The sequence below is a fragment of the Variovorax sp. Varisp53 genome, from assembly GCF_059491555.1.
The window spans coordinates 6,109,969-6,130,099 of sequence record NZ_CP168512.1 but is presented as its reverse complement, the minus strand read 5'-3'; the positions used below and the strand labels follow the sequence as shown (position 1 = coordinate 6,130,099).

Annotated in this window: 18 protein-coding genes and 1 pseudogene; 6 read left to right on the top strand and 13 right to left on the bottom strand. The window is 64.1% G+C overall.

Going from position 1 to position 20,131, the window contains the following annotated elements; genetic code table 11:
• Positions 1 to 36 precede the first annotated feature (36 nt).
• Together ACEOAB_RS28840 and ACEOAB_RS28835 are read left to right on the top strand one after the other, a co-directional pair.
• Complete coding sequence (locus ACEOAB_RS28840; protein WP_413748213.1) at positions 37 to 1,743, top strand: hypothetical protein; 1,707 nt, start codon at positions 37 to 39, stop codon at positions 1,741 to 1,743.
• A 23-nt stretch (positions 1,744 to 1,766) separates the two neighbouring features.
• Positions 1,767 to 1,910: a hypothetical protein gene (locus ACEOAB_RS28835; RefSeq protein ID WP_413748214.1), complete on the top strand. Its 144-nt coding sequence runs from the start codon at positions 1,767 to 1,769 to the stop codon at positions 1,908 to 1,910.
• A 397-nt stretch (positions 1,911 to 2,307) separates the two neighbouring features.
• Here the strand turns inward: ACEOAB_RS28835 and ACEOAB_RS28830 are convergent.
• The 7 genes and pseudogenes from ACEOAB_RS28830 to pilV all read right to left on the bottom strand — a co-directional run.
• Positions 2,308 to 2,537, bottom strand: a pseudogene (locus ACEOAB_RS28830) (IS5-like element ISCARN85 family transposase); the annotation flags it as partial.
• Between the two features lie 171 nt (positions 2,538 to 2,708).
• The gene (locus tag ACEOAB_RS28825) at positions 2,709 to 3,284 is read right to left on the bottom strand and encodes a GspH/FimT family pseudopilin (RefSeq protein WP_413748215.1); all 576 of its coding nucleotides are present in this window, start codon (positions 3,282 to 3,284) and stop codon (positions 2,709 to 2,711) included.
• Positions 3,281 to 3,757, bottom strand: coding sequence for a type IV pilin protein (locus ACEOAB_RS28820; protein ID WP_413748216.1), 477 nt, complete (start codon positions 3,755 to 3,757; stop codon positions 3,281 to 3,283). The genes ACEOAB_RS28825 and ACEOAB_RS28820 overlap by 4 nt, the downstream gene beginning before the upstream one ends.
• 2 nt (positions 3,758 to 3,759) lie before the next feature.
• Positions 3,760 to 8,133 (bottom strand): pilus assembly protein, encoded by a 4,374-nt coding sequence (locus ACEOAB_RS28815; RefSeq protein ID WP_413748217.1) that lies wholly within the window; start codon positions 8,131 to 8,133, stop codon positions 3,760 to 3,762.
• Between the two features lie 15 nt (positions 8,134 to 8,148).
• Complete coding sequence (locus tag ACEOAB_RS28810; RefSeq protein ID WP_413748218.1) at positions 8,149 to 8,751, bottom strand: pilus assembly PilX family protein; 603 nt, start codon at positions 8,749 to 8,751, stop codon at positions 8,149 to 8,151.
• Position 8,752: 1 nt separating this feature from the next.
• A complete protein-coding gene (locus ACEOAB_RS28805) occupies positions 8,753 to 9,769 on the bottom strand; it encodes a PilW family protein (RefSeq protein WP_413748219.1) in 1,017 nt (338 codons plus the stop codon).
• A complete protein-coding gene (gene pilV, locus ACEOAB_RS28800) occupies positions 9,766 to 10,368 on the bottom strand; it encodes a type IV pilus modification protein PilV (protein WP_413748220.1) in 603 nt (200 codons plus the stop codon). The genes ACEOAB_RS28805 and pilV overlap by 4 nt, the downstream gene beginning before the upstream one ends.
• A 186-nt stretch (positions 10,369 to 10,554) precedes the next feature.
• On the opposite strand from pilV, the gene ACEOAB_RS28795 reads away from it, so the two are divergent.
• Positions 10,555 to 12,198, top strand: coding sequence for a PglL family O-oligosaccharyltransferase (locus ACEOAB_RS28795; RefSeq protein ID WP_413748222.1), 1,644 nt, complete (start codon positions 10,555 to 10,557; stop codon positions 12,196 to 12,198).
• Between the two features lie 23 nt (positions 12,199 to 12,221).
• Here the strand turns inward: ACEOAB_RS28795 and moaC are convergent, their stop codons facing one another.
• Entirely contained in the window at positions 12,222 to 12,704 is a 483-nt protein-coding gene (gene moaC / locus ACEOAB_RS28790; RefSeq protein ID WP_007828763.1) for a cyclic pyranopterin monophosphate synthase MoaC, read from the bottom strand.
• Between the two features lie 54 nt (positions 12,705 to 12,758).
• On the opposite strand from moaC, the gene ACEOAB_RS28785 reads away from it, so the two are divergent.
• Positions 12,759 to 14,321: a M48 family metalloprotease gene (locus tag ACEOAB_RS28785; RefSeq protein WP_495653289.1), complete on the top strand. Its 1,563-nt coding sequence runs from the start codon at positions 12,759 to 12,761 to the stop codon at positions 14,319 to 14,321.
• Between the two features lie 9 nt (positions 14,322 to 14,330).
• Here the strand turns inward: ACEOAB_RS28785 and ACEOAB_RS28780 are convergent, their stop codons facing one another.
• The 3 genes from ACEOAB_RS28780 to ACEOAB_RS28770 form a co-directional block, all read right to left on the bottom strand.
• Positions 14,331 to 14,687 (bottom strand): phage holin family protein, encoded by a 357-nt coding sequence (locus tag ACEOAB_RS28780; RefSeq protein WP_056593141.1) that lies wholly within the window; start codon positions 14,685 to 14,687, stop codon positions 14,331 to 14,333.
• Positions 14,688 to 14,774: 87 nt separating this feature from the next.
• A complete protein-coding gene (locus ACEOAB_RS28775) occupies positions 14,775 to 15,239 on the bottom strand; it encodes a hypothetical protein (RefSeq protein WP_007828775.1) in 465 nt (154 codons plus the stop codon).
• 78 nt (positions 15,240 to 15,317) lie between these two features.
• Entirely contained in the window at positions 15,318 to 16,067 is a 750-nt protein-coding gene (locus ACEOAB_RS28770; RefSeq protein WP_056593138.1) for a TerC family protein, read from the bottom strand.
• Positions 16,068 to 16,563: 496 nt separating this feature from the next.
• Between ACEOAB_RS28770 and ACEOAB_RS28765 the strand changes: the two genes are divergently transcribed.
• Both ACEOAB_RS28765 and ACEOAB_RS28760 read left to right on the top strand, forming a co-directional pair.
• A complete protein-coding gene (locus tag ACEOAB_RS28765) occupies positions 16,564 to 17,037 on the top strand; it encodes a DUF3717 domain-containing protein (RefSeq protein WP_056593135.1) in 474 nt (157 codons plus the stop codon).
• Between the two features lie 2 nt (positions 17,038 to 17,039).
• Positions 17,040 to 17,345 carry a putative signal transducing protein gene (locus ACEOAB_RS28760; RefSeq protein WP_056593133.1) on the top strand — a complete coding sequence of 102 codons (306 nt, stop codon included), beginning with the start codon at positions 17,040 to 17,042 and terminating at the stop codon, positions 17,343 to 17,345.
• A gap of 12 nt (positions 17,346 to 17,357) precedes the next feature.
• Here the strand turns inward: ACEOAB_RS28760 and ACEOAB_RS28755 are convergent, their stop codons facing one another.
• Entirely contained in the window at positions 17,358 to 17,918 is a 561-nt protein-coding gene (locus ACEOAB_RS28755; protein WP_056593131.1) for a YaeQ family protein, read from the bottom strand.
• A 47-nt stretch (positions 17,919 to 17,965) separates the two neighbouring features.
• A complete protein-coding gene (locus ACEOAB_RS28750) occupies positions 17,966 to 20,101 on the bottom strand; it encodes a TonB-dependent receptor family protein (RefSeq protein ID WP_056593125.1) in 2,136 nt (711 codons plus the stop codon).
• Positions 20,102 to 20,131: the final 30 nt, after the last annotated feature.

Below are 20,131 nucleotides of genomic sequence, written 5' to 3'. Positions count from 1 at the left end.
CTGAGGCGAGTGCAAAACACCCTGTAACATGAGTCGATGCGCCACACCAATCTCGGGCAACGCTTTCGGGCGCTAGCCTCGTCTGACAAACTCATCGTCAAGCAGGCCTACCTCAGGGTCTTGATATTTGGCCTTTTCTTCGTCGCGGTTGTCAAAACCGCTTGGGTCAGCGAAGACGCGTTCATCACGTTCCGGACGGTCAGCAATGCCCTTAGCGGATACGGCCTGACGTGGAATCCCATCGAGCGGGTGCAGGCGTTCACTCACCCTCTTTGGCTCGCTCTGCTCTTGCCCTTCACTGCTTTGAGCGGCGATCCGTATTGGAGCAGTCTTGCTCTAAGCCTCGTGGCGCTGGCCGTGACATTGTTCCTGATGGGGCGCATCTGGGGAAAGTGGGATATTGCAGCTCTGCTGGCAACTGCAAGCCTGCTTTGGTCGCAGGCATTCATCGACTTCAGCACGTCCGGCCTTGAGAATCCTTTGACGCATGCGTTGTTGGCGGCGTATGTGCTGGTATGGCTGCGCGAAGAGTTGCCGCGCAGAACCTTCCTGCTGGCATTGCTGGTGTCGCTTCTGTTTCTGACGCGGCCTGACGCAATAGTTCTTGTAGGCCCAAGTCTCGCACTGCACGTTTGGCAAAAGAGGCAGTGCTTCGCGCAGACTGCCGTGAGCTTAGCCATTGGGCTTCTTCCAGCGGCACTCTGGGTGGCGTTCTCGCTCTTCTACTACGGGACTCCAGTCCCAAATACCGCGCTCGCGAAAGTTCAAAACGGGCACACCCTAGCTGAGAATGCCCAGCAGGCTATCAATTACATCGAGTGGACGATTGATCGCGACACAGTTTCCGCCATTCTGCTGTTGGCAGGGGCGGCGGGTGGATTGTGGGGGCGCAAGCTGAGAGCGTTTGCGATCGGCCTCTTCCTCTGGATCGCATACCTCTTCTATGTCGGCGCTGACTACATGGGCGGCCGATTCTTCAGTGCGCCACTATTAGTCGCCTGCGTGCTCGTTGGCCTCCAACTCCGCAAGTACGGAGGCCTCTCGAAAGCATTGTGGGCAGCCTATCTCGCCGCAAGTGTTGCAGCATTGCAGGCCACACTCTTTTCTCCCTACACGTTCGACCAAAAGATCCTTGTGGAGAGCGGAATCGCCAATGAAAGAGGTTTCTACTACCAGCAACTGGGTGCTCTCCCGGTCCTTCGACGGGGTACCTGGAAATCGCATCCGTGGCTTCTCGAGGGAGACGCGCTGAAGGATGTTTCAGGCATCTACACGCGATGTGCGATAGGAATGACCGGCTACGCCGGTGGCCCGGGTATATATTGGATCGATCCTTTGGCCTTGACGGAGCCATTTCTCGCTAGGTTGCCGGCAAGGACCGGAGGTCGCGTCGGCCACTATGAGCGAGCGTTTCCAGCGGGCTACTTGGAATCGACCGTGGCTCGACGGAACTTGATCACCGATCCTGGATTGCGACGCCTATACGCGGATGTGGACTTGGCAACAAGATCTCCTTTGTCTGCACCGGGACGAATGGCGGCGATTTGGCGACTGAATACCGATAAGGGCGCGTACGTCTCGTCAACCTTTGACCGAGAGGCCATCGGATTGCCCGGAGTCAAAGTTAAGAGCAGATCAAAATTCTCTTGCTATGGTGTGCCATACGGCTGGGACGGCATCTGGAAAATCGATGGGCCGCCCGTCGTTGTCCTTCGGGCATCGTTCAATTTCAGTTCGCAATAGGTAAGGTGCGTACTCGGCGCAACATGACCACCGATTCCGGCACCGTGACCATTCCGGTCATCATGATCGGCGCTGCATTTCGGATCATCGTGATCAACCATTTCGGTATCGTGACTGCCGTCACGCCGCATAAGAACAGTGCCGCTTTCAGCGGCAGTGCTGCCTAGAGAACGCAACCCGGGTCGAATCTCTCTACGCATGATCGAGGACATCATCCGCCTGAAGTGGCACGCGCAGATTGCCCACTACTTTGAAGCTCTCTAAAGGCGTTGTTGGTGAGCACGTTAGCGCTGGCCAGCGCTGCTGGCTTGGATTGGGACACCGTTCAGGACTGGAGCGAGCAGCTCGCGACGGCGCTGCAGCCACGCTCAATCGCTGCGGCGTCGGTGGTCGTTCCCGCGACTGGAGCCGTATCCACTGCGAACTCGATCGCAAGGGCGTCACGCCGGTGCCGCTGTGGCAGAAATACGTGGCGGCCCAGCCATCGGTACAGCGTTCCCCATGCGCTGGGGGGCGAGCCGCTCGCGCGGGCGGCTTCATGTCCAGCGACACCGCTTCGATCTAAATGCGCACGATTTGGGTCTGCTGAAGCTCGGCAAACACGCGATCTAGCACGCCGCTTTTGGACCGTCGGTTCATGCGTGTTTAGATGGTGTGCCAATTGCCAAAGCGCTTCGACAGGCCGCGCCACATGCACTCGTGCTCGGCAACATTCAACACATTCAGATCCGAGAGAATTATATTGCCGGCTGCAGAGGCAGGCAGTGCTCGATCTGGGCATGAGTGATCTCCATGGCGCGAAATATCTCTCGCCATAGATTGCCAAACTCAATTAGCGTTAACACGCCCTAGTACGCACTCCGTGAAAGCACCATCCCAAAAGTGTCAAAAAGCTGCGGTGTTGTATTTGATTGATGCTGCAAAGCTTGCGGGCTCGCATATGCGAGCACCCTAGCTAAAAGGCATCACTCGCTAGCCGACGTTGTGCAAGTCGTATCCGTCGCCGGCTGGCAAGCTCGTGCCCGCCCAGTCTTCGCAATCACGACGATCCGCGTCTGCTGCGTCTTTGCGGTGCCTGAAATGTCATTGCGCTCGATCTTCAGCGTGGCAGACTGAAAAACCGACCCACTGGTCTGGGTGTAGCCCGAAGGGTTGAACATAATGTAAGCGGGGCTGTTCTGGGCTGTCCCTTGCCCCGTCGCCGTGAAATAGCTGGCCAGCGTGCCCTGTTGCACGATGAGGATGTCCGATCCATTGAATTGCTGGTTGTTGTCGGTGTCGACAAAGACCGTCCATCCAGTTGTCCAGTCGTTGTCTGCACGAGGGACGACGACTGCTTGCCGACCGCGTTTCATCGCTTCTCCGCGCGCGGCACCTAGCGCTGCTACGAAAGAATTGGCCGCCGAGGTCAACTCTGAATTTCGCTGAAAGGCGACAAAACTCGGAGCAGCAATCACTAGCAATACTGCAGCGACAGCAATCGTCACCATCAATTCAATGAGCGTGAAGCCGGCAGTCCGGCGTTGGTCAGGTGTTGTCATGGCCAGCACAGCCTGAACTTGGCATCTGTCGAGGCAATGCTGCATGTCTTAACGCCTGTACTGGTCAGACTGAGTGGTCCCACGGTGGCGTCGGTGCGCGTTGGCGTTGCTGTGAGCTTGACGCACTCGGTGATCGCTTGGGTGCTTGAACACACATCTGCAGAAAGCCAGTACGCAGTATTCGTGCTGCTATCTCCTGAATAAACCTTGAACGTACTTGCTGCCGCAATCGGCGTCGTGGTTCCCGAGGCATTGCTGAATCCCAAATAAGTATTCCGCTGGGTCATGTATCGCTCCTGCTGCTGCATGAGTTCCAGCAGGGCGGTACGTGCCTGCGCCCGCCTCCCTTTCAACACTGAATCGGTGTATGCCGGATATGCAATGGCCGCCAGGATGCCGATGACAGCCACCACGATCATCAACTCGATCAGCGTGAAGCCGCGCATCGACGCGCGTTTCTTGATGTTGGTCATATTCACGATCCGCGCTTCAAGTCCAAGTAGTTGTTGATCTGCCGCCAGCTCAGTCGACCGGCAGTGATGATGACGCTCGTCTGCCCGTTGTTCCCGGTTCCACCCGCAGCATTGCCGACGCCGCCAGAGCCTTGTGCAATCGTCTGGCTGGTGATCTTCTTCTTGCGTCGGCCCGTGCTGTCGCTGATGGTCTCGGTCGTGGAGGCCACTTCGATCACCAGCGGCTGTCCCATGATGCCCACGGTCGACACCCTCCGGGTTCCGATGCCGGTGTCCACGTCGATGATGTACGAATTGCCGCTGCCGCCGCTCACGCCGCAGGCGGCCGCATCGCCCGAACTGCCAGGAATCAGGCTGCCGAAGACCAGCGTGCTGCCTGTCAGCAACGCCCCGCTGACCTGGCGTTCGGTGCTGGTGGCGTAGTCCATGTACCAACCCGAGCTCACAGTCGACGACGTCGTGAGGTCGCTCGTGGCGCGACCCCAGGTGAAGCTGGGCACGGTGATTGCGCCTGAAGAAGAGTCGATGCTTGCCGCCTTGAGGCGCGCGCGTCCGCTGATGGCCCCACTGCCAATGGGCGTGGCATCGGCGACGGCTGTACCGTCGTCGTACACCACATAGAACGAGTTCTGCGCCGTCGATGACCGGTCGTCCGTTTCCAGATACTTGCCGGTGCCGAAAGCCACCTGGACCGCGTTGATGTTGTTCGTGGCAGCCACCAGCGTGGGGGCCATGCTGATCGGCTGCACGTTGCCCGAACTGTCCTTGGCAACGAAGAGCGGATAGGGCACGTTGCTGCTGCTGGCATTCTTGAAGGCCGACAGGTTCGCCATGTTCCACTCGGAGGTGCCGTGGCTGCGGAAGTCGAGCTTCCACATGTTGCCGTGCAGGTCGCCCGCATAGATCTGCGCCACTTCACGGTTGCCGCCGGTCGCGATTGCTGCCTTGAAGTTCAGCACGCCGGTGGGCTTGGTCACAGCCAGCGTGGCGTTGAAGGGGAGCGCCACCTTGTAGTAGTTGCTGCCAAGGGTCCATGCAGTCTCGGGCGCCTTCGACAGGTCGAGCAGGAACAACGCGGGATTGCCTGTGCTGTAGTTGTTAGCCGAATTGACCTTCGTGTAGTTGTTGACGCCGCTCGCTACCACCGCAAACCACTTGTAGGTAGCGGTCGTGGCCGTCGGTGCGCTGGTGCGCATCTTGAGAATCTGCGGCTGACCAACTACGAAGCCCATGTCGACGTCGTCGTCCTGGGTGAACTCCCACATCACCTTGCTTGCACTGAAAGCCGTCGGGTCGGTCACGTCGAGCGCGAACACACCGCGCCCGCCCGCGCCGGTGCCAGACACCAGCACCGTCTTCCAGTCGGCGGAGGTGCCTGCGGAGCCCACTTGCGCTTCTGCAACCACTGGCGGGCCATCGACATAGCTCTGGTGGTTCGACACATAGTTCGCGTCGGTGAGCGCGGCCAGCTTGGGCGTCATCCAGCTCGGGATGTAGCCAAACAGTTCGTCGCCCGTACCGGCGTTGAAGGCGTGCAACATGCCGTCGTTGGCGCCCACGAACACGGCCGCGGTACGGCTGAGGTTGGCCGTCCTGAAGGCCGCATAGCTGCTGGAGTTGATGTTGTTGGCCGGTGCCCCCGAATACACGACGCCCGAATTGATGATGTCACCCAGCAGCTTGTTGTTGCGGCGCCGGAACGGCGATCCTTCCAGGGCGTTGCTGCCGCGAAGATAGTTCACGCGGTCGGAGCCCAGCGCGTCGGCGGTGGCCGAGGGCGTGATCTTGTTCAGGTCGGTTTGCTGGGCTGTGGTCAGCGAACCCCACAGGAACGTGCTGGCTTTGGGCACCGCATTGCCTGGCCGCCCGATGACGATGTTGCGCGAGGTTGCCGGCGCGGAAAGCTGGGACAGGCGCGACGAGGCAGACCAGGTGGGCGTAGGTGAAATGCTGACGCTACCGTTGGTGATCGTGATCGGCTGGGCCAACAGGTCGCCGCTCCAGTCGCTGGTGTCGAACGCCCCCTGGTAGACCGAGTTGCTGGTCTGTAGCGACTTGGACTGCACCGCGCTGCCGGCAATGCTGCGCGCGGAGGTGGAGGCCCGGCTGAAGATGCTGTCGAACGCGCTTAGCACGCTGCGCGCACTGCTCTGCAGATAGTAGGTGCTGGCCTCGCCCGTACGGACGCTGTCCTGCCAGACGTTGGCATCGACCGTGCCGTCTTGTCGCTTGAAGGGGTTGCCGAATGTGTTGAAGGGCTTGCTGCCGCTGTTCGCCGGATCCGATTCGAAGCCGCCGTACTTCGCCGACGTGAAGAACTGGTTGCGGTTGCGGCGGGTGGCATCGTCGTTTTGAGCGCCGTACTCGTTCACGTCGAAGAAGAAGCTCTTCACGCGCAGGCCGGGGCGCTGCTTGGTCGGGTCAGCGGTCCAACTCGTGCCGCGAATGTCGTGCGTATGCGCCCAGTACGAGTAACCGATGATCGCTTCGCCGCGTGGGTTGGTGTTGGTGCTGGGGTTGCCGGTGGTGTGCTGCTGAACGTTCTGCCCGTCGAGATAGGTGGTGTCCACCCCTTTCTCGAAATTCTGGGCTGCAGTCGTCCAGGTGGCCAGGTTTGGAATGTTGGCCGCCACGTTGGCAGCCGGGTAGCGATTGCCATCGTGCGTGTTGATGTCGCCAATGACCACGATGTTGCTCTTCAGGCACGAATAGTTGCTCGAGCTGGAGCGACCATCGCCATACGGGTCGTTCCAGGTAGTGAACACCGGGTACCCGTCGTACATCGCTGTCGTCATGTTGCTAACGGCGATATCGCTTGGCTGCAGGCCCTGCAGATAGCGCAGCGACTCGTAATAGAGCTCGCTGACGGGGTCGTACTTCTTGTATTGGCCGGCCACGCCGGTGCGTCCAAATTTGTTCAGGTAGTTGATGACGCCGCTCACTCCGAAGCCGGCGTTGGTGCCCGTCAGCGTGCTGCTATCGGGATTGGCGGCAAAGACGCCGGTCGTTGCGTTCCACTCGGCCGCGGCGTTGCCGCCAGTCGGCGTGTTCTCGATGCCGTTGATGTCGTAGGTCTTGGCGCCGACATATTTCATGGGTGCGCGCAGCACGCCGCCGTAGCGCCCGGGAGTGCTGTCGGCACTGTTGGTCTGGTCGAGCAGGTAGCCGAAGGCGGACAGGCGCAATTGGTCGCTGTACTTCTGAACCGTGCCGGTCGGCTTGAAGTTGCCGCTGGGGTACTTGGTGCAGAAGGTGTAGTCGCGACTGTCGATCAGGTTGCCAGCACTGTTCTTTTCGCAGACCTTGACGCGCGAATAGAAGAACCCGTCGCTGTTGAGGCCGGTGGCTGGCCGGGGAGTGGTATTGGCGGCGACCGAGTAGCAGGCCTTGACCGTGCCCGGCACCGGATCGGTGAATACGGCGTTGGTGCAGGCCGCACTGTTCGTGAACTGGCCGACCATCCAGCTCGTGCCGGCGCCATACCAGATTTCCATTGAACTCTTTTTGAAGTTGCAGGTGCCGCCCTCGTCGGCACACTTGGTGGCCCCAGTCGGCTTGTCGCCGCTGAAGGGGAACGGACCCGTTCCTGTCGAGTTGGTGCTCAGGTTGTAGCCGCTCGTATTGGTGCAACTCCCACCCTTCGCGGTTCCGAAGTAGATCCGGTTCAAGGTATTGGCGACCCAGATGTCGTTGGTGCCCGCAGCATTCACCATGCTTTGTGGCACTGCTCCCCAGTAGCTGCCGGCGCCGCCGCCATTTCGCGTCAATTGCTTGGCGGGAAAATTAGTGGAGTTCCACATGCAGATCGGATCGCCGTTGGGTAGCACGGCACGCTGCAGGATGGTCAGATCGGTATTGTCGATGTAGCGATCGCCACCCGACAGTGCCAGCCGCAGCATGTCGATGGCCGAACTGCTGGCCCAGTTCAGGAAGTTGCCGCTGAAGCCGTCATCGCATTTGCGGTCGGTGCGCGTGTTCGTCAGGATGCGATCGAAGCGCTTGTAGTCCGCGGCCGAGAGGCCGGTGGCCGGCGTCTCAGTGGGCGCATTGTTGTACGAGTAGCAGGCGTTTGCGTCGTAGTAGCCGATGTACTCGTTGAGATTGCTGTACGTGTTGTCGGAGTCGCCACCGGGCGTGTACTGCGCGCCCACGGTCGGGTATTCCACCGAAAGCGCGAGCGCGAGTACCGGCTTGTCGCCGGACGTGGTGGCATACAGCGGGTCGCTGGCCAGCGCGATGGCCTTGATGTTGGGTGCCGTGCTGGAGATGCCCGCAAAGGACAGCGCGAGCGTCGCGGCCACCGCCGGGAAGGCGAGCCAGGCCAGCGTGCGCGGACGCGCGAACCAGGGCCGGGATTTGGAGTTGGACGATTTCATGGAAGGCGGTTTGCTTCAGTCGCGATAGATGATCTGGACGACACCCTGGATGTCGGCCCGGGGGCCGAAGCCCATGGCCGTCACTCGATAGATGTAGCTGGTTGTCGAGCCCGAGATGTCGCGGTTGGCCGGGTCTTCGATCGGTTCGATCACGTAGCGCGGCGCCTTGACGGGCTGGATACCGGTGGTGCCGGCTGGAAAGCTGCGTCCCGTGAAATCGCCGTACGCGACTGTCCTGGCGCTGTTCGTCGCGGTGAAGTCGACGGACAGCCAGGCGGGCTGGGCAGTCGCTTCGAGCGTGCACAGGCCTTTGCTGGTGCCAGAGCTGCCACAGCCGCTGACAAAGGCGTTGGTATTGGCCATGTTGGTGAACACAGCCTGGCGTTTGGAGGAGGAGGTATTCGGGCCATGGATGTCGAATTCGGCATCCATCAGGGCGGCTTCGGCCGACTGCCATGCCACCTGCATGTCCCGGTCATTCCGGGAACTGCGTTCGCCCATGGTCGCGATCTGAGCTGCGCCCACGCCAAGGATCGACACGATCACCAGCAGCAGCAGCACGATGACCAGCGACACGCCGCGTTGATCGATAGGACGAAAGGGGGGAGTGTGTTTCATGTCAGAGCCCCTGGTCGTTGCGCAAGTGGATCGTGAAGGTCAATGTCTGGCGCAGCCGTCCGTCAGGCGTGGGTTGGAAGACCGTGCCTGGATCGTTCGTGGCGTCCGTGAAGGCGCTGCCGGTCGTGCCGGTCGCGCTGCCCTTGGTCGGGCCGAACGGATAGAAGGTCTGCGCCTGAGAGTCTTGGGCGGCGCCCTTCGCGCTGCGCAGCACCATGCCGATGCGCACGCTGCGCACCCGGCGCCAGTTCGCGTTGGTCGCAGTGCTGTTGCCGGTCACTCCGATCTGATCGGCGCGCAGATACGCGTTCGGCACGTTGGGCGATGCCGCGGTCGAAGGCGTCACTGTCCCGGCCGTCACGCCATCGACCCCGTACAGCACCTGGAAATTCTCGACGCCCTGCACGATGGGGCTCGACAGCCATGTGCTGGTCGCCGAGTCGTAGTACGTGCACATGAGCGTGGGTTCGCCCTGATTGATACCGACGGAGAAGACGCTGGCCATCAGCGTGTCGCGCGCCGCAACGGTATTGATGTCCGCAACGGTCGCCGGCGCGTTGCCGGCGCAATCGATCATGGTCTTGTCAGCGTCCGTCGAGCTGACTGTCATGGTGTGAATCTGGGCCGGCTGGTAGCGCATGATGAGCACGTCGCTGCCCGTGCCCGCCTCTGTCGCGGGCCGCGCGGTGGACGAGGTCAGCGGGCTGGTCAGGTTCACCTTGGCGTTGTTGAAGCCCATGATGCTCGGCGCCGGATCGGTCGTGCTGGGCTGGCGGGGGGTCGCCGCGAAGAACACGTCCCGGTAGCCGGTCTGCACGCCGATGCGCTGGATCATGTCCGCCGCGAAACGGCCGTTGTCGCGCAGTTGCGAGGCGGAATCGACCGTGGTGAAGCCGCGGCGGGCCACGGTCAGGGCGGACACGGCCGCCAGCACCACCACCAGGCCCACTGCCATCGCGACAAGCAGTTCGATCAGTGTCAGGCCGCGAATGGCGCGGCGGTATGGAGTGGCGTTCACAGGGTGCTCCCAGGGGTGACCGGAAGCACGATGGAAGGTCGAACCGACGCCTGCTGAACGGTCGCATCGCCCGTCTTCAATGACGGACGGCTCCAGCCGATCTTGACCAGGATCGGGTCGGTGTTGTCGGTAGAGGTGCAGGACCATTGCGCGGTGCCGTCCGAAGCGAAAGGGGCCGTGTCGCGGCAGATGCTTACTCGAGCACCTGGCAGCGCATCGCTTACCCGCGCCAGCCAATCGGTGAGTTCGGCTTGTGCGACGGCTGCCTTGTCGGTTCCGCAGTTCTGCCCGATCGACAGGCAGTAAGACGCAGTGGGAGGCACCAACGGGTTGGACGAGATCTCGCCGATCAGGTAGGGATTGGCGGTGGCGAGCAGCGCCTGGTCCTTGTTGCCGCGCATCATTTCCGCGAGCTCGCGAGCGAGCACCACGGCCGTCGATTGCAGCCGCGCGTCGCGGTTGGCCTGCAGCGACCCAGCCTGAAGGCCGACCATGCCGAGCAGGCCGAACGAGAGGACGACGATGGACACCAGCACTTCAACCAGCGTGAAGCCGGCAACGCGGCGAACGTTTCGGACGTGGCGAGATAAGGAGTTCATCAGGGCAGGGCGCGGGGGCGGCGATGTGTGAGTAAACGTGCCGGAGTGTGGCTAAATGTGAACTCTGATGATGCCGCGGGCCTCTGGAAGTGGGCCTGCCGCTCGTCGGCCCCCGGCAACCGCTCGGAAATATTTGTTGCGAGACTGTCAGATGTGCGTGCGCATCGACGTTGCACAATTCCGCCGATGCCCTCCCTCAGCGCGGCACTGATCGCCCTTCCTTTCTTGTTTCCGTGGGTGGCCGGGCCGTCCGTCAATGTCTGGCAGCTGCTTTTCGCGTGGGCCTGCGTTGCCTTCTTGCTGCTCTTGGGGGATGCAAGGGAAAAAGCGCTGAGCGGCGGCGTGCTGTGCTGGCTGATGCTCTGCGCTGTTTGCATCGTGCTTTTCCGCGGCGACGTGCCGGGCTACTGGGGCCCTGCCTGCGCCGCGATGGCGGTCATCGCGATGGCGGCGCTGGTGGGTGCGCGTATGTCGAGTGCCGCCGCTGCTTCTGGCCCACTGGCGTGGGGAATCCTGGCTGCCGGTGTCATCAGCGCCGTCCTCGGCCTGCTCCAGTACTACGGCCTCGCCGAGCCATTAGCCCCCTGGACCACCTCACCCCCGCTCGGCCAGGCCTACGGCAACCTGAGGCAGCGCAACCAGTTCGCCACGCTGATCAGCATGGCGCTCGTCGCGGCGCTGTGGCTCTACGCCACGCAGGCGTCGCCGCGCAGCCGGCGCGGGCTTGTGGTTGCCAGCTTGTTGCTGCTGGTGGCCCAGGCGGCATCCACCTCCCGGACAGGTTTGCTGCAACTGCTGTCGATCATCGGCGTCGCGAGTGTCATCGCCTGCAGGGAGCGCCGAAGTATTCCTGGACGGGAGCGCGCTCGTTTCAGCTTGCCGCCACCAGTCGCATTGCTGGCCGCGATTCCACTCTATTTCGCCATCTGCTGGGTGCTGCCGCACCTGGTCGGCGGTGGCGGGGTGGAAGGAATGCTGCAGCGCCTCGAGAAGGGCGCTCCCGATGACCACAGCCGCCTGATCCTCTGGCACAACGTGCTCTCGCTGATTGCCGAGCGTCCCTGGACGGGCTGGGGCTGGGGCGAACTGAGCTTTGCCCACTACAGCACGCTGTACCCAGGCCCGCGATTCTCCGAAATCCTGGACAACGCCCACAACCTGCCCCTGCACCTGGCCGTCGAGCTCGGCATTCCCGCGGCCGTGCTGATCTGCGGCAGCTTCATCTGGATGGTGCTTGCCGCCAAGCCGTGGCGCGAGCGCGATCCGGCGCGCCTGATGGCGTGGGGCGTGCTGGCCATGATCGTGCTGCACAGCCTGCTCGAGTACCCGCTCTGGTACGGGCCGTTCCAGTTGGTGTTCGGCCTGTGCCTCGGCATGCTGTGGCCGGGCCGGACGTCCGTTCGATTTTCAAAGGCGCCGGGGCTGTCTGCCTTCGCTGCGGCAGCGCTCATGGCGATCGTCGTGTACGCAAGCTGGGACTACATCCGCATCAGCCAGATCTACATGCCTCGCAGCGAGCGCCTCCCGGCGTACGAGGACGACACGCTCGCCAAGCTGCGAGGCTCGTGGCTCTTCGCCCGCCAGGTGGACTTTGCCGAGCTGACGCTCACGACGGTGACCCCTGCCAACGCGGCCGGCATGCACGCGCTCGCCGAGCGCACGCTGCACTTTTCACCGGAGCCGCGCGTCATCACCAAGCTGATCGAAAGCGCCGAGTTGCTCGGGCGTGAAGACGAAGCGCGGGCCCAGGCCGAGCGTTTCAGGATCGCCTTTCCCGCGGCGTTCGATCGCTGGCTCGAGGAGCCCGCGGGCGATGCGCCCGCGCCTTGAGCTCGGGGACGTGCCCCGGTGACTTAACCCGCCACCCAGCTCCCCGACTTCCCCCCATGCTTCTCCAGCACGTGCACATCGGTAATCCGCATCCCCCGGTCCACCGCCTTGCACATGTCGTAGATCGTCAATAGCGCCACCTGCACCGCCGTCAGCGCCTCCATCTCCACCCCCGTCGGCCCGACGGTCTCGACGGTCGCCGTGCAGGCCACCTGAGGCGCCGCCCCCGCATCGGCGATCGCAAACGCCACCGCCACGCGCGTCAACGCCAGCGGATGGCACAGCGGAATCAGGTCGCTCGTCTTCTTCGCCGCCTGGATGCCCGCGATGCGAGCGATGCCCAGCACGTCGCCTTTCTTGGCTGTTCCGGACTCGATCAGCGCCAGCGTCGCCGGTTGCATCTCGATGCGGCCGGTGGCCACGGCCACGCGGTGGGTGGCGGGCTTGGCGGCCACGTCGACCATGTGGGCCTGTCCCTGGGCGTCAAAATGGGTGAGAGAGCTCATGTGTGAACGATCGGGTTGGAGGTGCATCATACGAGCCCGAGCCACAGACGAGGAATGCCGCGCTTGACTCCACACCACCCCAGAAAACGCCAGCTGAAGCCCGCCCTGCGGTCGCTGTGCGCTACGTTCCTGATAGCTTCCCAGGTGCTGTTGCCAACATCGGCCCTGGCGCAGATGCAGGTGCTGCCCGGCCTCGGCGACGGCGGCGAGATGACGGCCAGCGCCGAACGCCACCTCGGCGACCAGATCGCCCGCGAGCTGTACCGCGACACCGACTACATCGACGACCCGGTGATCGCCGCCTACGTGCAGGACATCTGGCAGCGCCTGCTGGCGGCCGCCCGCGCGCGCGGCGAGCTCACGCCCGAGCTCGACGAGCGCTTCGCCTGGACGATCCTGCTGGGCCGCGACCGCAGCATCAATGCCTTCGCGCTGCCGGGCGGCTACCTGGGGCTCAACCTCGGCCTCGTCGCCGCGGTCGGCAGCCGCGACGAACTGGCCACGGTGCTCGGACACGAGCTTTCGCACGTCACGCAGCGCCACATCTCGCGCATCATGACCCGGCAGGGCAAGCAGATGCCGTTGATGCTCGCCGGCCTGATCCTCGGGATGATTGCGGCCGGCAAGAGCCGCAACGGCGATGCTGGCCAGGCCGTGATGATGGGCAGCCAGGCGCTCTTTGCGCAGAACCAGCTGAGCTTCTCGCGCGACATGGAGCGCGTGGCCGACCGCATCGGCTTCGGCGTGATGACGCAGGCCGGCTTCGCGCCGCAGGGCGCGGCCGCGATGTTCGAGAAGCTGCAGTACGCCTCGCGCCTCAACGACAACGGCTCGTACCCCTACCTGCGCAGCCATCCGCTGACCACCGAGCGCATCTCCGACATGCAGGGCCGCTTCCAGTTCCGCATGGACGCGGCGCCGCCGGTGCCGCTGGCGATGGACCACGCCATGATCGCCTCGCGCGCCCGCGTGCTGACGCGTCCGGGCGTCGATGTGCTCCGGCTCTGGGTCGAATCCGCCTCCAGCGGCGAGTTCGCGAAGAGTTCGCCGGCCCAGCAGGCCGGCACGCTGTACGCGGCGGCGTTGTCGGCAAAGGAGATGCCCGCCTACAAGACGGCCCGTGCGCTGGCCGAGCGTTTGGCCGCGCGCACGGCGGACGATCCCGCCGCGGCGAAGCAGGCGCGTTGGCTCGGCGCGGAGATCGAACTGGCCGCAGGCGCTGCGCCGAAGGCGGCCGCGCTGCTCGATGCCAGGTCGAAGGAGCGGCCCGAAATGCTGCTCGCGGCCGAAGCCGCGGCGGCGATGCGACAGCCCGCACCGATGGTTCCCGTGCTGCGCGACTGGGTCGCTGCGAACCCGCGCGACGCGGGGGCGTGGCACGCGCTCGCCAACCTCTACGGTGCGCAGAACGACACGCTGCGTGCGGTGCGCGCCGATGCCGAGGCGAACGTAGCGATCCTCGACTACCCGGCCGCGCGCGACCGTTTCAAGGCCGCGCAGGAAATCATCCGCCAGTCCAAGGTGGTCGATCACTACGAGGCGTCGATCGTCGACACCCGCGCACGAGCCGTGGAGGTGCTGGTGAAGGAGCAGGCGGCCGAGCCGCCGCTGAAGTAGCCACTCCGCTCAGCGCCTGCTGGGCACCAGCCCGCCCAACGCGGCCTCGATCAGCAGCCCCAGCAGCGAATACAGCAGCGAACCGATCAGCGCGGCCACGAAGCCGTTGACGTGGAAGCCGCCGAGCAGCCCCGACGCGGCCCAGAAAAGCAGCGCGTTGATCACGAACAGGAACAGCCCGAGCGTGATGACGGTGACGGGCAGCGTCAGCACCACCAGCACCGGCCGCACGACCATGTTGAGCAGGCCGATCACCGCGGCCGCGATCAGCGCGGAACCGAAGCTGGCGACCTGGACGCCGCTGTAGAGATAAGCCACCGCCAGCAGCGCGACGGCGCTGAGCAGCCATTTGAGGATGATGCGCATATGGCGGGCAGGATACCCCAGGGCCCGCAAAACAACGAGCCCCGGTGCGTTGCCGCACCGGGGCTCGTCGGGGAGTTTCGTGCTGCCTTACTCGGCCAGCTCGTTCGCCAGCACCAGCAATGCGCCCATGCCCATCACGGCGCCGGGAAAGGCCCAGCCCGATTGGTGGGCCGGTGTCTGCTCCGGCGTCACCGGTTCCAGGTCGACGCCGATCTTCGGGCGGCGCGCATCGACCACGTGGACGGCCGAATGCTCGCGCTTGAGCTGTGCCGTCAGTTCGGCCAGCGGGCCCTTGGCCAGCACCGGCGTCACCTGGCCGCCATTGCGTTCCAGCAGCGGCAGCATCTGCGCCTGCACCTTGCTGAACCACTTGGCGCGCCAGTTCTCGCGCGCGCTGTGGCTCACCCACTTGCTGATGCGATGCGTCATGCGCGGCGCGCAGGCCACGAGCACCCAATGGCGTGCCACGACGCTGTTCGCGTCCGGCGCGAGTTCGGCGAACTGCTCACAGGCGTAAGTGACGTCGTCGACATAAAGAATGACCTTTTCCATGGGTGCTCCTTCAGGTAGTTAGAGTGACAGAGACTGGTTCGGACACGAAGTTCGGGGCAGGGGAGCGACCACCGGCGTTCAGCCGGCCGTCACTGCCTGTTCTTCAGGCTTGTTGCGGGCATGCCGCGCGGCCACCCATTTGCCGATCGCCAGCACCAGCAGCGCACCGGCCACGCCGGCCGCGTACTTGACCACGTCGGTCTGCGGCACCTTCGGCACCCAGGTCCAGGCGGCGGTGTTCGCCAGCGCGGGGTCGGACACGGCCATCGTGCCGGCGATCCAGCCCAGCAGCATGCCGCCCAGCGTGATGATCATCGGGAAGCGGTCCATCAGCTTGATGACCAACTGACTGCCCCAGACGATGATCGGGATGCTCACGAGCAGGCCGAAGATCACGAGCGGCATCTGGTGGCTGTCGCCTGCACCTTGCGCGGCGCCGGCAATGGCGATCACGTTGTCCACGCTCATCACGAGGTCGGCCACGATCACGGTCTTGACCGCGCCCCACAGCTTGTCGCTGCCGGTGATGTTGCCGTGTGCGTCGTCATGCTCGGGGGCCAGCAGCTTTACGCCGATCCACAGCAGCAGGATTGCGCCCACCAGCTTCAGGAACGGAATGGCCAGCAGGGTCAGCGCGAAGAAGATCAGGATCACGCGCAGCACGATGGCGCCGGCGGTACCCCACAGGATGCCCTTGGTGCGTTGGGCCGGCGGCAGCTTGCGGCAGGCCAGCGCGATGACGACGGCGTTGTCGCCGCCCAGCAGGATGTCGATCATGATGATCTGACCGACCGCGACCCAGAACTCCGGGGTCATGAACATTTCCATAGATTCCTCTTTTGTCTTCGCGCCCCTGTCTCTCCCTTCAGAGGCGACGACGGAGGCGCATGCAGATGCGTTTCGATTCATCCCATGCAGGGAAGGTCGAAAGCGAGGAATGAAGACCGGGTGACACCGGGGGCTCCAGAGACTGGCGACGCTTCGACCAAACCTGCACAGGTTCAAATCGAAGGTCTCGCTCGACAGCGCTGCGTGCGAGTGCACGTACGTTGTCCGGCAGGCCGGAAGTGTTTTGCTTCGTATTGACGACCTGACGATTCGCGCTGTCGTGGACAGCGGTCGGGAGCTACTCCCCTTCGTGGGGGAATTAGAGCATCGAAGCTCGCGGCGGCGCAATCGAAAGTTTTCAGGGATTTAAAGAGAACTGCTTCAGAAGGCGCATGAATATTGGTGATGGCGCTCTTGTTTTTATAGCGATCTTGTCCCTTCGCCGCTTCGGGACATTGCCGGACTATGATCGCCGTCCGCTGCTTTTTCATGCCCCATGGCTGCCATACACATCACCGACATCGAGGCCGCCATCAACCACTGGCGCGAGAAGACGCCGTCGCCCGACGGCGTCACGCTCGGCCCTGAATTGCGCGCGCTGGCCGAGGTCTACGCGCTCATGGTCTTCCATCACGAGGACGAGGTCGACGAGCTCGGTTTCCCGCCCAAGGCCTGGGCCGCCTGGATGGCCTGGTACGAGAGCACGCCCGACACGCCCTGCATCGCGATCTGCTCGACCAGCCAGGGCGACGACGAATGCAAGGGCTGCGGCCGCAGCTTCGACGAGGTGCAGCACTGGCCCGCCATGACGCCCGTCGAAAAGCGCGCCACCTGGCGCCGCATCACGATGGAAGACTCGGCCTGGCGCTTCAACCGCTACGCCGAGCGTGCGCGCGAAGCCGATCCCTCTGCGGTATCCGGGGCCGAGCCCGAGTTCGACTCCGACGACGAGAAGAACTGGGCCCCCTGACCATGCGCCGCCTCGCGCAAGCCCCCAACCTCGCAATCGCGGCCGTGTGGGCGCACGCCTTGCGCGAAGAAGGTGTGGCCGCCACCGTGCAGCGCGAATTCCTCGGTGCGGTGATGGGCCAGCTGCCGCCCGACCAGTGCCTGCCCGAGATCTGGATCGACGACGAAACCCAGTTCGACCTGGCCAGGCGCCTGCTGCATGAATTGCAGCACCGCCCGCAGCGCAGCTGGCGGTGCGTGTGCGGCGAGCAGGTCGAAGGCGGCTTCGAGCAGTGCTGGCAGTGCGGCGAGATGATGCCGGCCGTCTAGCTTCGGCGAGCCCTATTTCCAGCGCAGCAGTTCGACGTCGATGGAATTCGTGCCGTCGCCCAGCGTCAGCGTGTTCTCCTGGATCGTCGCCTGCAGCTGCATGCTGCGCTGCGCCAGCGCGGCCAGCGCCTGCGAGGCATTCGTCGGCACGCGATAGACCTTCAGGTTCTGCGGCCGCGTGAGCTTGTTCTCGATGCCGCGCCACCAGATCTCGGCCGCGTGGTTGAAGCAGTAGACGATCACCTCGTCCGCCTTGCCGCAGGCCTTGATGATGGGCTTGTCTTCCGGCTGGCCGACCTCGATCCAGATCTTCACCTCGCCCGTGAAGTCGCGCAGCCAGACGTCGGGCTCGTCGACGTTCGACAAACCGGCGCCGAAGGCCAGCGTGCCGTCGCCGTTGCAAATGTCCTGCAGCTGGTGCGCGTTGAGCGCGAGCGCGACGAGCCGGATCATCATCCGTTCGTCGGTCTCGCTGGGGTGGCGCGCCAGGGTCAGCGCGTGGTCGGCGTAGTAGCCGTGGTCGATGTCGGCCACCGCGAGGGTGGCCTTGAAGATGGTGGATTTGAGGGCCATGGGTGCGCGAGTTTATTAGTTGGGCCCGATCGGGCACCCGCCGTGCGTCAGAACGCCACCGAGGCCTGCAGGTAGACCGTGCGCGGCTGTCCCACGTACTTGCCGCCGTTGTTGTCCACCGAGCGGTTGAAGTAGCGGCGGTCGAACAGGTTCTTCACGCCCACCGCGAGCTTCAGGTTGCTCATCGACGGGCCGAAGTCGTAGGCCGCGCGCAGGTTCATCGTGGCGTAGCCGGGGATGTCGCCCAGCCGGCCGGTCGCGTCTTCCAGCGTGACGTATCTGGCGCCGTCGTCGGGCGAGCCCGGCGAGCGCTGCTTCGACTGCGCGTAGATGTCGGCGTTGAAGGTCCACGGCCCGCGCTCGTAGCGCGCGCCCAGCGTCGCCACCTGGCGCGAGTAGAACGGCAGGTCGCGCCCCGCGAAGGCGCCGGCCTTCGAGATGGCCTGCGTGTACGTGTAGGTGCCCGACACCGACAGCCCCTTGAGCGAATCGCTCAGCGTGCCGAGGTCGTAGCGCAGCGCCGACTCCAGCCCGCGGTGGCGCGTCGCGCCCAGGTCGGTCCATTGGCCGACGTCGCCGGTGATGGAGCGCGCCAGCAGCAGTTCCTTGTCGAAGTTGATGTTGAACAGCGTGAGTTCGCCGCTCCAGGCCTCGCCCTTGTAGTGCGTGCCGATCTCGTACGTCTTGGCCTTCTCGGGATGCAGCCCGGTGGTCGACTGCGCGAGCTGCGCGTACTGCTGCGGCCCGAACGAGACGCCCGCGTTCGCGAACACCGACCAGCGGTCGCTCATGCGATAGAGCACCGACAGCGTGGGCAGCCATTCGTCGGAGTCGATCTTCGGATAGATCGCGTTGGTGATGCGGCCGTTGGTGAGGCTGTAGACATCGTTGAACGAGCGGATCGATTCGTGGCGCACGCCGGGCGTGATCGTCCAGTTGCCGAAGTCGATGCGGTCGTCGATGTAGAACGCGTGCGCGGTCGTGCCGCCCTTGCTGGTCTGGTAGGCCGGGTTGGCCAGGCCGAAGGCGTTGAAGCCCGGGCGCGGCTGGTAGTAGGCGCTGCGCGTCGCCACTTCGGACGCCTCTTCCTTCAGGTAGCGGTAGCCGACGCTGACTTCCTGCACCACGCTGCCCGAATCGATCAGGCGCGAGTAGCGGGGCTCGACGGCGAAGGTCTTGTAGTTGCGCGGCGCCGAGGTGAGGCGGCGCCGGCCGCTGCTGGTGCCGGTGCCTTCCTGCTCGAGGAAGCTGCTGCGGTACGAGTCCGTGTAGTAGGTCAGCATCTCGAACTTGTTGATGCCGTCGTTGTGCGTGTACTTCACCGAGCCGTCGGTGCGGCGGCCGGTGAACTCGTCGAAGGGGCGGTCCGACTGAAAGGGGTTGGCCGCGAACTGCGCCGTCGTCAGGCCGCCGGGCATGCGGCCCTTGCCTTCGAAGTGGTGCAGCGTGATGGCGACGTCGTCGGTCTTCGAGATGCGGTAGGCGCCCTTGAGCATCAGGTCGTCGATGCTGGTGTGGTCGTTGCTCTGGCGGAAGCCGTCGCCGTGCGTGCCCGAATACAGCAGCGCCAGGCCCAGACCGTTCTCGTTGGTGCCGCCGATGAAGAGGTTGGGCGTGGTCTTGGTGCCGCCGTCGTGGCCCGCGCTTTCCACGCCCACGCTCACCTCGCCCGAGAACCGTTTCGGGATCGCGCGCGACACGAAATTGATGATGCCGCCCACGTTCTGGGGACCATAGCGCACCGAGCCCGCGCCGCGCACCACGTCGACCGCTTCCAGGTTGCCCAGCGACAGCGGCGCCAGCGACAGCTGCGGCTGGCCGTAGGGCGCGTAGGCCAGCGGCACGCCGTCGAGCAGCACGGTGGAGCGCGGCGACAGGCGCGAGGTCAAACCACGCACGCCCACGTTGAGCGAAATGTCGCTGCCACCGGTGCCGTTGCTCTCCTGCACCTGCACGCCGGGCATCTGGCGCAGCACATCGCGCACGTTGGACGAGCCGCTTTCCTGGATCTGCTTGCGCTCGATGATGCTTCGGGCACCGGGGTGCTCGAGCACCTTGGTTTCGCTGGGGCTGCCGAGCCAGTCGCCGGTGACGGTGATGGTTTCCAGCGGCTTGGTCGCGTCGGCTGTTGAGGGCTCGGCCTCGGCGGCGAAGCCCTGCAGGCTCAGGAGAAGCAGCGCCATCGCAACGGCTGTGCGTTTGTGCGTGAACAA

Excerpts from the sequence above, each read along its gene's own strand:
- ACEOAB_RS28840 (WP_413748213.1), top strand. The coding sequence starts at position 37 with ATGCGCCACACCAATCTCGGGCAACGCTTTCGGGCGCTAGCCTCGTCT.
- ACEOAB_RS28835 (WP_413748214.1), top strand. The coding sequence starts at position 1,767 with ATGACCACCGATTCCGGCACCGTGACCATTCCGGTCATCATGATCGGC.
- ACEOAB_RS28825 (WP_413748215.1), bottom strand. The coding sequence starts at position 3,284 with ATGACAACACCTGACCAACGCCGGACTGCCGGCTTCACGCTCATTGAA.
- ACEOAB_RS28820 (WP_413748216.1), bottom strand. The coding sequence starts at position 3,757 with ATGACCAACATCAAGAAACGCGCGTCGATGCGCGGCTTCACGCTGATC.
- ACEOAB_RS28815 (WP_413748217.1), bottom strand. The coding sequence starts at position 8,133 with ATGAAATCGTCCAACTCCAAATCCCGGCCCTGGTTCGCGCGTCCGCGC.
- ACEOAB_RS28810 (WP_413748218.1), bottom strand. The coding sequence starts at position 8,751 with ATGAAACACACTCCCCCCTTTCGTCCTATCGATCAACGCGGCGTGTCG.
- pilV (WP_413748220.1), bottom strand. The coding sequence starts at position 10,368 with ATGAACTCCTTATCTCGCCACGTCCGAAACGTTCGCCGCGTTGCCGGC.
- ACEOAB_RS28795 (WP_413748222.1), top strand. The coding sequence starts at position 10,555 with ATGCCCTCCCTCAGCGCGGCACTGATCGCCCTTCCTTTCTTGTTTCCG.
- moaC (WP_007828763.1), bottom strand. The coding sequence starts at position 12,704 with ATGAGCTCTCTCACCCATTTTGACGCCCAGGGACAGGCCCACATGGTC.
- ACEOAB_RS28785 (WP_495653289.1), top strand. The coding sequence starts at position 12,759 with ATGCCGCGCTTGACTCCACACCACCCCAGAAAACGCCAGCTGAAGCCC.
- ACEOAB_RS28780 (WP_056593141.1), bottom strand. The coding sequence starts at position 14,687 with ATGCGCATCATCCTCAAATGGCTGCTCAGCGCCGTCGCGCTGCTGGCG.
- ACEOAB_RS28775 (WP_007828775.1), bottom strand. The coding sequence starts at position 15,239 with ATGGAAAAGGTCATTCTTTATGTCGACGACGTCACTTACGCCTGTGAG.
- ACEOAB_RS28770 (WP_056593138.1), bottom strand. The coding sequence starts at position 16,067 with ATGGAAATGTTCATGACCCCGGAGTTCTGGGTCGCGGTCGGTCAGATC.
- ACEOAB_RS28765 (WP_056593135.1), top strand. The coding sequence starts at position 16,564 with ATGGCTGCCATACACATCACCGACATCGAGGCCGCCATCAACCACTGG.
- ACEOAB_RS28760 (WP_056593133.1), top strand. The coding sequence starts at position 17,040 with ATGCGCCGCCTCGCGCAAGCCCCCAACCTCGCAATCGCGGCCGTGTGG.
- ACEOAB_RS28755 (WP_056593131.1), bottom strand. The coding sequence starts at position 17,918 with ATGGCCCTCAAATCCACCATCTTCAAGGCCACCCTCGCGGTGGCCGAC.
- ACEOAB_RS28750 (WP_056593125.1), bottom strand. The coding sequence starts at position 20,101 with ATGGCGCTGCTTCTCCTGAGCCTGCAGGGCTTCGCCGCCGAGGCCGAG.